Source organism: Alteromonas sp. KUL106 (genome assembly GCF_009811415.1).
GTDB lineage: Bacteria > Pseudomonadota > Gammaproteobacteria > Enterobacterales > Alteromonadaceae > Alteromonas.
In genome coordinates, this window is the sequence record NZ_BLIG01000035.1 from 14,052 (window position 1) to 26,475 (window position 12,424).

The 12,424-nt window shown below is 45.4% G+C and carries 7 protein-coding genes; 2 read left to right on the forward strand and 5 right to left on the reverse strand.

Annotated features, from left to right (window positions below):
• Window positions 1-13 precede the first annotated feature (13 nt).
• From GVO63_RS12870 to GVO63_RS12890, 5 genes are all read right to left on the reverse strand, one after another.
• Complete coding sequence (locus GVO63_RS12870) at window positions 14-730, reverse strand: SapC family protein (RefSeq protein WP_159580378.1); 717 nt, start codon at window positions 728-730, stop codon at window positions 14-16.
• Window positions 731-739: 9 nt separating this feature from the next.
• On the reverse strand, window positions 740-2,320 hold the full coding sequence (locus tag GVO63_RS12875; protein ID WP_159580380.1) for a tryptophan halogenase family protein: 1,581 nt from the start codon (window positions 2,318-2,320) through the stop codon (window positions 740-742).
• 120 nt (window positions 2,321-2,440) lie between these two features.
• The gene (locus GVO63_RS12880; RefSeq protein WP_201285106.1) at window positions 2,441-5,392 is read right to left on the reverse strand and encodes a TonB-dependent receptor; all 2,952 of its coding nucleotides are present in this window, start codon (window positions 5,390-5,392) and stop codon (window positions 2,441-2,443) included.
• 606 nt (window positions 5,393-5,998) lie between these two features.
• The gene (locus GVO63_RS12885; protein ID WP_159580382.1) at window positions 5,999-8,551 is read right to left on the reverse strand and encodes an exo 1,3/1,4-beta-D-glucan glucohydrolase; all 2,553 of its coding nucleotides are present in this window, start codon (window positions 8,549-8,551) and stop codon (window positions 5,999-6,001) included.
• 12 nt (window positions 8,552-8,563) lie between these two features.
• Window positions 8,564-9,826 (reverse strand): sugar MFS transporter, encoded by a 1,263-nt coding sequence (locus tag GVO63_RS12890; protein ID WP_159580384.1) that lies wholly within the window; start codon window positions 9,824-9,826, stop codon window positions 8,564-8,566.
• A 218-nt stretch (window positions 9,827-10,044) separates the two neighbouring features.
• Between GVO63_RS12890 and GVO63_RS12895 the strand changes: the two genes are divergently transcribed.
• Together GVO63_RS12895 and GVO63_RS12900 are read left to right on the forward strand one after the other, a co-directional pair.
• The gene (locus GVO63_RS12895) at window positions 10,045-11,403 is read left to right on the forward strand and encodes a GH1 family beta-glucosidase (RefSeq protein ID WP_159580386.1); all 1,359 of its coding nucleotides are present in this window, start codon (window positions 10,045-10,047) and stop codon (window positions 11,401-11,403) included.
• Between the two features lie 18 nt (window positions 11,404-11,421).
• Complete coding sequence (locus GVO63_RS12900) at window positions 11,422-12,423, forward strand: LacI family DNA-binding transcriptional regulator (RefSeq protein ID WP_159580388.1); 1,002 nt, start codon at window positions 11,422-11,424, stop codon at window positions 12,421-12,423.
• Window position 12,424: the final 1 nt, after the last annotated feature.

Sequence of the window (12,424 nt, forward strand, 5' to 3'; positions counted from 1 at the left end):
TTTATCATTTTGCTCACGCACGTTCTTTTTTCAATTCGACAAGTGCTCGCATTTGGGACATCGACGCTAGCATCATATAAATCGTATTCAGGTGACCTTTTTCGTGTAGCTCACCGAGCGCGTCTTTGTCCAAAGCCTTAAGCACATCTTCATTAATCGTGTAAAAGCCAGACAAACGACTCGTTCCGCTGCCGTCCAAGTCTATATCTACCACGAATGACTCAATCAGATTATGTGCCTCAAGCGCTTCAATAAAGTTCGCGTGATTAGCTTGTGCCTCGTGCAGTGTACTAAGCACATTCGCTATATTATCAATGTACTCGCTATTCCCCCCATGAGGTAAGAATACGTCAACCGCATTTTCGCGAGTTTCGTTTACCACTCTTGGATCATCAATATCCACGTGGATAGATAATCGCTCTTGACCATCGGTATTGCTTCTACCAATTAAAAACGGTCCCTTTTCAATCACTAATGGGCGATACGATGCCTGCCATTTGTTAGCGTTGAGAAATAAATTTTCACCTTGCTCTAACCCGAGTAGCGCGACCATCTGAAACTTACCTTCACCATCTTTTGCGAAAATAAGAGGGTAATGTGCTTGAGCATGTCTAGCTTCAATAGGAAAGGCTGCTACACACATTTGCTTGGCATCTGGTGAAAGCGAAAAGTCTTGCAATACTTTCAGGTCTTTGTGTTCCACATTATTTAGCAAAACATGATTTGCCATCATTTTCTCCTAGACGCAATTCGATGCGCGAATTGCTTTAATTAATTCACGATTAGTCGGAAGAGCGGCAATATGCTTTTCAGACATTTTTTCGTTAGCCATTACAGCATTCAACGTTTGCCCCATTGCGCTATCAGAATATCGAGAAAAATTGATAGCAAATTGCTCTGGCGCTCTCATACCGTAAAGTACGTACATATAGCTAGCCGCAGGGAAGAGCTCGTCGGCATAGCAGAAATCAGTTAAAGAGATGGGTCTGTACTGCCATTCTGACAGCCAATCGTTGAGCTGCTCAGAAGCATTATTAAGGTTAGTCATAAAGCGCCAATAGGGCGAATCCTGCCTGTCACTTAACACGTAATGCAGCTTGAGAAAATCAACAATACGCTCCCAGCGACGCGTGAAATTCCTATTAAAGCTGTTGCTTACGGAAGGCACTATATCCCGATGAGCAGGTAGGTGCTCCGATAGAAAACGGGCGGACATTTCCACCATCACCAGAGCGGAGGCTTCTAGTGGCTCAACAAAACCTGCACTCGTTCCAATGGCCACACAATTTTTCACCCATGCAGCTTTTCGATACCCTGGATTAAACGTAATTTTTCTAAAATCACTTTCTGATACATCTTTCGTTTTCTCACACGACGTCAGATAGGCTTTCAGCGTTTCTGCCGCTTTATCATCGCTAGCGAATTCGCTGCTGTATACACAGCCAACGCCCTTTCTGTGCGGTAGACCTATGTCCCAAATCCATCCGTTCTCATGGGCTGTTGACAAGGTGGCAGAAGCTATATCGACGTTTTCGTCAACGTATCCAGCCTGCACTGCTATTGCACTGTTATTTTTCAGACCGTCTGATACATCAGTAATAGGTGAGTTAAAATGTTTGCCAATCAAACTTGCGGAAAATCCAGTGCAATCAACGAATAAGTCGCCCTGCACCTCTTTCGACTTACAATGCAAGCTTGTGATATAGCCCTCTGCGTCTTCTTGAACATGCTCAATATGGTCACTGACATAACTGACACCCAAGTTTTGAATACAGTGTGTTTTTAGTAACTCTGCGAATTTGTGCGCATCGAGATGATAGCCATAATTAGCCACAGCGGCATAAGGTGGAGTTTGAACCTGTTTTGGAGCCTTTGAAAAGTTACACAGCAAGGACTGCGTACTGAACATCTCGGAGAAAGTTGTCTTTTTACAGTGGTGGGCTTGTGATAGCCACCAAGCGGCCACTTCGCCTTCAAAAAATCCCGCAGGGAGGCTGAATGGATGGTCGTACACGTTTTTCGAATCTGTCGACTTCCAGTTGATAAAACGAGTGCCCTGCTTGAACGACGCATCGCATGCAGAGATAAAATCGGCCTCTTTTATACCTATTTTTCTCAGTGTATCGCGCATCGTGGGCCATGTACCCTCGCCAACCCCTAAAATTTTTACATCAGGAGATTCCACAAGTGTCACTGACACGCTGTCATTGTTTTTTATGTTGTGCTCTGCAGCGAGAATAGCCGCCGTTAACCACCCAGCGGCACCGCCGCCCGCCACGACAATGGAAGTTAATGGAGCTTGGAAATGTGATTCCTTCATACTACTTACCAACAATGATGGGTTTTCGACCTAATGAACACTACTCTATTTATAACGCAGATAAAAATAGAGCGTTACGGCAAAAGCCACAACGCTCTTTAAGTTACAACTTAGTAATTATTAAAAGCTGTAACGGACACCAACATTGTAGCGAGGCTCTACATCATAAATGCCCATAAGCATATTTGGATGTCTGCCATGCGATCTCTGATATTCGCCAGTTACGTTAATGCCTTCAACAAAGAGTTCAAGGTTTTCATTAACGTTATAACGCACGTTAACATCAATTTGATCGTAGGCTTCTATGTAGGTTGGGTTACGTTCACCGTTTCCGTCAACGGTGCCTGACAGGAACTTATCACGCCAGTTCCATGCAACACGCACTTCCCACTCGTCTTTTTCATAGAAAAGGACTGCGTTTGCCGTATCGCTTAGACCAAGAAGCACAAACTGGTTTTGTACACCTTCTCCTTTGTTCGTGTTGTAGTTATCGTAGGTAACGTCACCGTCTACCGTAGTATAGTTAACAATAACACCGAAGCCCGTCTCACCGAATATATGCTGAACCGCCATTTCGAAGCCGTCTACTGAACGAGACGTATCAGAGTTTACCGCCTGAGTCACCGTAATAGGCAGCAACGGATCTTCGCCGCGAATACCTTGAACCGGGTCACCGAAGTTTGCTCGCAAGTACTCTAATACGGCGCCCGCATCGTCTGTACCTAATGCGGCAACAGCCTCATCATAACGCGGTCCACCAAACGGGGTTGGTAAGTCAAAAATCGTATCTACGAACGTATCTGAACCAATGAAGTTATCTACTGTTTTGTCGAAGTAACCGATAGATACATAACTGCCTTCGCCGTAATAATATTCCGTTGAGAAGTCGATATTTGTTGATTCAAATGGTAATAGATTTGGGTTACCCGCATTACCTGTACCGCCGTTAAAGCGCGCAAGCTGATTCACCGTCAAACCACCTTGAATATCGCCATACCCAGGACGTGTAATGGTTTCACTGTACGACGCTCTTACGTACCAGTCTTCTTTCAGTTCCATCTTGAAATCAAGTGATGGAAGGAAGTGATCATAGCCACCTTCAAGTGTGGTGAACGTTTCGCCGTCAATCACTGCGTTGAACTCGTTTGCACCTGACCACTGAATCGTTGTGAACTGAGGTACAAGAGCCGTAGACTCTACTTCAGTGTCTTCGTAGCGCAGACCCGCACTCACCCATACCGGTTTTCCAGCCAACTCAAACTCCATATTTGCTTGCAAATACGCAGCGATTTGGGTTTCAGTCACACGACGGTCGACTTGGTAATTAGGGTCCATACATAGACGCGTACCACATGGACTGATAGTTTCACCATTTGCTGCAGCTACTGCGCTTATCGCACTGATAAGGTCCTGCATATTTGATGAATAATAGAAGGGTTCTAGGTCAGCACCATTACTTCCTAATACATCATCGAAACGACTAGGCAGATCTTCTTGAATGAAGATGTCATCTGGATAGTCGTCAGCCGTACCATAACCACCCCAGGTGTCACGCTGCGCAACGGAATATGCAGAGCGGTTCTTCGCTTCCATCGCTGTAATACCGAAGTCAATGCTGGTGATTGTGCCTTCGTCGAAGAAGTAGTTACCACGGAACTGAAGCTGGTCAATGTCAGACTTCATGTAGCTATTTCTAAATGACGTACCCGATGTAGACATGCGTGAAGGATCTAATCCATTTACGCCATCTGCATAAGTAATATCCATTACTGGGAAGTCTTGTGAATAGTCAACTTCCGTCAATACGCGGTCGAATGACACGGCGCTAACCACGTTGTCAGTACCTAAGTCATTAGAAGGGCCGGCTTCAGCGGTAGATGAATGCACGTCCAACTCTAACGTAAGGTTGTCAGTTGCAACCCACTCTACGTTGAAACCAAGTGATTTATTTTCGTTATAGGTTGACGTATCCGACGTACCTAAGCCAATGTCACAGCATGTGGAATCAGCGTAAATCACTGGGCCCATTACAGAGCCTTCGGAGTTCGTGCCAGGCGTATATTCACCATAGGCAGGAAGACCGTTGAACCACGTAGAAAGCTGCTGCCTCTGCGTTTGAACTTCCAACTCAGAGTAGGTGTAATCTAATGATGTAGTAATTCTGTCATTAGGCGCATATTGAAGTGTCAATTGGCCATTTGTTCTTGTTCTGCTGAATTCATCAAAGTTATATGCAAGGTTTCGAGGTGTGGAATAAACATCGTTTGGACCAGGAATATTGGTAAATGAACCATCGCGAGGAAGTGAACCCCAGTCACCGCCATCACCTTTGATGGTGTACCAACCGTTGCCCGTCTCTGCACTGGCTTGCCCACCGTCACGCTCTTGATAAGAACCGATAATCTGAATACCAAACTTATCGTCGTTGAACGTTTCACTGTAGATGCCCGACACGAGTGGCGTGATAGTGCTACCGGTCTCGGTTGAACCATCCATCATGCCTTTTGCCGTTATCGTGGCCTTTCTTCCTGGGTTTGCCAGTGGTTTTGCAGTAACGAGGTTAACCGTAGAACCGATGCCACCTGTAGGCTGGGATGCAAGACTTGTCTTGTACACTTCTACCGCTGACACACCCTCTGAAGCCAAATTAGCAAAGTCGTATGAACGTGAAGACGATGCGGAAGTGGCTGCAATGTTCGCCGCAGGCATTTGACGACCGTTTAACGTCACCAAGTTATAGTCTGGACCAAAACCACGTACTGTAATTCGACTACCTTCGCCCTGAGAGCGATCAATCGAAACACCAGTAATTCGTTGCAAAGATTCCGCCAAGTTCGTATCAGGAAACTTACCAATATCTTCAGCAGAGATAGCGTCAACAACACCAGATGCTGCTTTCTTAGTCAGCATGGCCTTCGTCAAACTTTCTCTAATACCGCTTACTTCAATAACTTCAAAGTTTCCTGCTTCGATTTCTTTGTCGCTTTCCTGCGCATGTACTGGAGACGCTACAAGTGCGCCTAGTACTAATGACATGCTAGATGCCAAACGTGTTTTCTTAAATGTAGTCATGTGTATCCCAGCATTACTGTTTAAGGGATGTAGGAAAAGCGCTAGCTTCAAGAGCGTTGCCCTCACCCCACACTTTTAATTCGATACTTAAATTTGATATCTAAATTCGATACCCAATGTAAGCGCTTACAAAAGAGTGCGGAATTTTTGAAAGCGCTTACATAAAACAATACGATCAGAATAGATGTAATGCAAGTGTCTAATGAATGTTAATTTTTAATAACAATTAAAAAAGTGTTTAAAAAACGTTTCAAGCACTACCTAAGAAAGACACGGAAAAGTTAAATCCCTGTAAATAAAAAAACGTAGAACCACGAACAAAGCCTATCAAAAAACAAACTCAAACCATTGTTTTTAATTAACAAAATAAAGATAAAGAAGACGTGACAGCAATGCGCTAGCGCTGTCAAAAACGGTCACTACTGGCCATAATATCTTACATTTAAATGCAAAAAAGAAAGCACAGAGCCGACGTGTTGGGGAGGGTAAATTCTATGATTAAATTTCGTAGCGCGTAAAATCACAATGAATAAAAAAACGTCGCCATGGCCTTTCAGACCATAACGACGTTCTATCATCGGATTTTACTGTATTTGTAAAAAACGTTTAATTCTGACAGCTAATGCTCGCTGACTCAGCAGAATCAGGCATGAATTGAATATCAGCCACACTCAAACTCGCTTTACCTGAACTACCCAGTTCGAACGGCACTACAAGACCTGTAAAATCAATGCCATTGTCGACAAAGCATTGTAGGTCAATGCTTACATTCGTCCAGGTGTCTGCAGGCATGGCTTTAAGCTGATCGCTAATGTCTATCTGCGTTGAACAACTGCCAGGTGCATCACCTTCGCCCTCGCAATTCATACCCACAGTAACAGGCTGAGTAATCTCTGAATGACGACTTATATTAAAGCTCAGCGATGCTTTCGTCAGTAATTGCGCACTGAGATCTTCACGGAAAAAGCTCTTACTTGCAAAACGCATTGCCGCGAACTCAGAACCGTCGAATGTCACTTTGCGAGCATCTTCTTGCACAACTTTATCTACGGTGCGATACGTTATGGCACCAATGGTGTGGGTGCTCGCATTTACTGTTAATGCATCGTCACCAGAATATAGCCACAATACCCAGGGCGACTGAACAGCGCCGTTGAGAATCTCCATTGGCTGACTGTTATCAGCACTTACCCTAATGTCAGTATTTAGCGAATCACTTAAAACATTGTCATCGTTAAACGTTAATCCAAAACCATAGGGAAGCAACGGCTCGTAGGTTTCATCGCCTTTATTTACAATTTGCTGAGGTTCTGACGGCCAAGAAAAGGACAGCTTGCCTTTAAAGTCTTGCTTACCAAAAAGTACATCGGCTACTGCAGCCCCTTCAGAACCAGGTAACCATGCAGCGACGAATGCATCTGAGGCATTTAGCTCAGCATTAACCCACATCGGGCGGCCGCTAATAAATACCGATACTACCGGAATACCCTGTGACTTAAGCTTTTCAAGTAGCGCCAGGTCTTGCTTGCTGCCGTGCTGGTAAATTAAGGTTTCTCTGTCGCCATGGCCTTCAGCATAGGGCTCTTCGCCAAACACCACTATCGCGACGTCAGGCTTTGTTTCAAAACTACCGTCAACCGAAAGCTGCACATTTCCACCAGCGTTTTCTACATGAGCTTTAATACCGTCATAGATAGAACTGCCGCCAGGAAAATCATCGTTAGTATTATTCGTGCCTTGCCACGTAATACTCCAGCCACCAGATTGCTTACCAATGTTATCGGCACCATCACCGGCAACGAGTATGCGTTTACTCGCCGAAAGCGGTAATGTCTTATCCTTGTTTTTTAGCAGCACTAGCGATTCGCGTACTGCTTGTGCCGCCACTTCACGGTGTTCAGCTTTACCTATCAAAGAGCGGTCTCCCGATAGCGGACGATTCGCTGGGCTAGGTTTGTCAAACAGACCTGCACGCACTTTGACACGCAATATTCGACGAACCGCATCGTCAATTCGCGACATCGCAATCGTGCCATCTTTTACTTGAGCAAGGGTATTGTCGTAAAGTGCCTTCCAATCATTAGGCACCATAAAGATATCTAAACCGGCGTTGATTGCTTGCGCACAGTCTTCATTATTACAACCTGCTACTTGACCGTGGCCATTCCAATCACCTACCACGAAGCCGTCAAAACCCATTTGGTCTTTAAGTACATCGGTGAGTAAATACTTGTGTCCGTGGAGCTTTTCACCATTCCAGCTGTTAAATGATGCCATGACTGACTGTGCCCCCGCGGTCAATCCGCCCACGTAGCCTTGCGCGTGAATATCAAACAAGTCTTGTTCAGTAGCCACATTATCGCCTTGGTCATCTCCCCCCACCGTGCCACCGTCACCCACGAAGTGTTTAACTGTGCTAATAACACGCTGATCGCTTAAGAAGTCTTTGTCGGCTGCACCTTGAAGACCTTTTACCACTGAAGCGGCATATTCTCTAACAATAGCAGGGTCTTCAGAATAACTTTCATAGGTCCGGCCCCAGCGGTCGTCGCGGACCACGGCAACGGTCGGTGCAAACACCCAATCAATCCCCGTTGCCATAACCTCTTTAGCCGTGATATGCGCAATTTTTTCAACAAGCGCAGGGTTATTCGCTGCACCTAAGGCAATGTTATGGGGAAACAAGGTCGCACCAATAACATTGTTATGACCATGAACTGCGTCGGTGCCCCACATAGTAGGAATAGTTGAGCCATCTAAACTGTCGTCAATAGACGCTTGATAGAGTTTCTCTGCAAGTGCTACCCAGTCGTCTGGCGTCGCATGTTTGTCGTTATTCGGGAATGCCCCCCCGCCATTAAGATAGGAGCCAAACCCATATTGGCGCATATCTTCAACAGTGATATTTCGAATCTCTGGCTGAATCATCTGCGCAATTTTTTGCTCAAGCGTCATAGTAGAAAGAATGTCTGACACTTTACTTTCTACCGTCGGGTCAGCTTTAACCTCAATATTAAGCGCAGGCCATATTTCACCGGCTTTGCTCGTTTTAACCTTGGCACTGTTAACTGAAGGAGCGTTTTCATCATTTGAACACGCACTGACTAAAACGCTAACCAGTGCACCGGTAACCACTTTAGCGATAAGACGTTTTCGCATTATAAATCCTCGTTACTTTTCAGTGGGTTGAAATTTTGATACACGACTTCCGACAAGGCCATAATACGCAATATAAATATAGCAAGAAGCAGGAAGTAAAAACGATAGTGCAACGCCGATCGAGTCAGCCAGCATTCCTTGAAGCAAAGGCACAATTGCTCCACCAACAATGGCCAAGCATAGAATACCTGACCCTTGAGGTGTGTCTTTACCCAATTGCTGTAGGGCAAGGCTAAAGATAGTAGGGAACATGATGGAATTAAAGAGGCCGACACCGAGAATACTCCACAACGCCACACTGCCAGTGCTTGAAAGAGATAACAAAATAAGTGCGATTGCCACACAGGCGTTAAAACACAATACATAGCCGCCAGAGATTTTTTGCATGACTACTGCACCGATAAAGCGACCTACCATGGCCCCACCCCAGTAGTAAGCCAACAGTTTTGCAGCGCCTGCCTCGGTCAGTCCACCCACCGCAGGGCTAGCTAGATAATTCACCAACATACTACCAATAGCAACTTCAGCACCTACGTACATGAAGATCCCTACCGCACCCAAAACAAGGTGTTTGTGATGCCATGCGCCGCCCTTAAACACACCTGTGCTTGCGCTTGTGTGATTCAGTTTTGGTAACTTTAAATACATAAAAACAAGGGCTAAGAGAAGGAGCAAGCCCGCTAGAATGAGGTAAGGCACCTGAACGTCGGAGGCGCTCGGCGTACCGCCGCCATGCTCACCGGTCGCGCCGTATATCAGGTAAGAACCAAAAAACGGGGCCACGGTGGTTCCAAACGCGTTGAACGCCTGCGTCATTGTAAGACGTGAAGAGGCGGTTTTCGGATCGCCAAGCGCAGTAACGTAAGGATTTGCAGAGACTTGAAGGATAGTTATCCCAGAAGCAAGTACAAAAAGCGCGAGTAAAAAAACACCGTATATCTGGCTAGAGGCCGCTGGAAAAAACAGTAAACACCCAACACAGGCTATACCTAACCCAAGTACAATGCCTTTTTGATAACCAATGCGCGACACCACCATACCTGCTGGCAAAGAGACAATAAAATAGGCACTAAAGAAGCAAAACTGTATCAGCATCGCTTGCGTGAAGCTTAGGCTGAATGCTCCTTTGAGGTAGGGAATAAGTATGTCATTCAAGCACGTTATAAAACCCCACATGAAAAACAACGTTGTAAGCGAGATGATAGCAAAGCGGTAACCACCGTTCGCGCCTCCCTCTTGGGTGTCTGAAATATTAGACTGTATTGGTGTGTCCACGAATAACCTCTGTTGCTATTTTTCGAATTAATGATAAATTTAAATTTGAAAGCGCTTACACAAACCAGTTCACAATAGCTGTAAAAGTCATTTGTAAGCGCTTACATTGAGCAGATAATTACATGAAGCGTTATTGAATTCAATGTAAATATGATGTTATTTACTTTGTATTGCGCAATGTAAATATAAGATTTTGTAATAATCAGGACATTCTCACGATGCCAGAAATTAACCTTCCTTCTAATTCTATGATGTTATCGAAAGATTTTTTGTTTGGTGTCGCTACATCGAGCTTTCAAATAGAAGGCGACAGAGAGGGAAGATTGGACTGCATATGGGACACGTTCTGTGAAGAAGAAAATACCATTTCTGATAACACCAATGGTGATATTGCCTGCGACCATGTAAAGCGTTGGAAACAGGATATCGAACTCATCGATTCGCTAGGCTTGGATGCCTACCGTCTCTCTATCTCCTGGCCTCGCGTGATGAACCAAGACGGCACGGTGAACGAAGTCGGTATGCAGTTTTACGTGAACCTGGTGGATGAGGTTATCAGACGTGGCATGAAGGTATTTGTGACACTTTATCACTGGGACCTTCCGCAGCATCTTGAAGACAACGGCGGCTGGCTCAATCGCGACACGGCTTTTGAATTTGAAAAATATGCCGAAGCTGTCGCAAACGCGCTGGGTCAAAAGGTGTATTCTTACGCCACATTAAATGAACCTTTCTGCTCAGCGTACTTGGGTTATGAGGAAGGGATCCACGCGCCAGGCAAAACAGGTATGGCGAATGGGCGACGCGCTGCGCATCACCTACTGCTAGCCCATGGTCTAGCGCTTAAGGTACTAAAACGTCTTTGTCCAAAAAGCCAAAACGGTGTTGTGCTCAACTTCAGTAACTGCCACACAGTGGGCAATGATGCTCAAGATCTTCAAGCGGCAAAACTTGCCGATGAGTACCACAATCAATGGTACTTACAGCCAATTATTGAAGGCAAGTACCCTGATGTTATCAACAGACTCGATGCAGATGTCAGGCCTGAGATTCTTGACGGTGATATGGACATTATTTCACAGCCCATCGATTACTTGGGCATTAACTTTTACACGCGCACTTTGTATAAAAGCGACGGTGCAGATTGGTTTGAAGTTGTCCCTCCAGCTACCACCGAACTTACAGCTATGGGCTGGGAAATTACCCCTGACGCATTCACTGAGTTATTAGTCGACCTACATAAGCGCTATGCACTGCCGCCTATTTACATCACTGAGAATGGGGCGGCTATGAATGATGAACTCATTGACGGCGAAGTAAAAGATGATGACCGAACCGCCTATTTCCACTCCCACCTAAATGCCGTCAACCAAGCTATGGAACAAGGAGTCGATATACGCGGATATTTTGCGTGGAGCTTGATGGACAACTTTGAGTGGGCGCTGGGCTATTCGAAACGTTTTGGCATTGTTTATGTAGACTACGAGACGCAGAAACGGATTTTAAAGCAAAGTGCTTTAGCCTACTCAGAACTGGTGAAGAGCCGTATAAATGGGTACATTAGCGGTATTAAATAAGGACAAGTAACCGACTGTATGGCAACTATTTATCAAGTCTCTGAAGCTGCGGGGGTCTCGCTAGCCACCGTTTCTCGCGTTATGAACGGCAACGCAAGGGTAAGTGAGCGCACGCGTAAGAAAGTAGAAGATGCAATGGCTTCATTGGGATACCAGCCTAACGCGATTGCCCAATCTCTGGCGTCGAACCGCACGAATAGCGTCGGCTTACTCGTATCAGAACTGCACGGCTCTTACTTTGGTGACTTGATGAGCACGGTAGAACAGATACTAAAACAAAATGGTAAGCACGTTATTATCACCGCCGGCCACGTAGATGAAAAACGTGAACACGAGGCCATTGAGTTTTTGAAAAGTCGTCGTTGTGATGCACTCATTTTACACGCAGAAGCCGTCTCTGATGATTACCTCAAACAACTCGTCGACGGCAACATCCCCGTTGTCGTTATTAACCGTAAAGTCGATGATTTGCCCGACAATTGCTTTGTCGTAGACAACGAGCAAGGTGGCTACATGGCCACACAAGCTGTAATCAATGCGGGCCACACAGAGATAGCGTATATCAGCGGCCCACTGTTTAAAAAAGACGCCAGTGACCGACTAGCTGGCCATAAGCGCGCTCTGAAAGAGGCGGGTATTGCATTTAAAGACGACAGTGTATTTGAAGGCGATTTTCACGAATCGGCGGGCCAAGAAGGCATGCTTCACTTTCAAACACACTATCCTAATTTGACTGCGCTAGTTTGCGCGAACGATGAAATGGCTTCAGGTGCCATGACAGCAGCAAGAGAAGCTGGTTTTGATATTCCCAGTCAACTTTCCATCGTTGGCTTCGATAACGTATTACTTGCGCGCTACCTATACCCTAAACTTACTACAATTAATAACCCTATTCATGCAATGGGAGAAATGGCGGCTTATTGGGTGCTTCAACATGTATATAACATAAAAAGCCCGATACCCATTGAGCATCTGTTTGTTCCTGAAATGATAAATAGGGATACTTTAGGCAACCTATAAA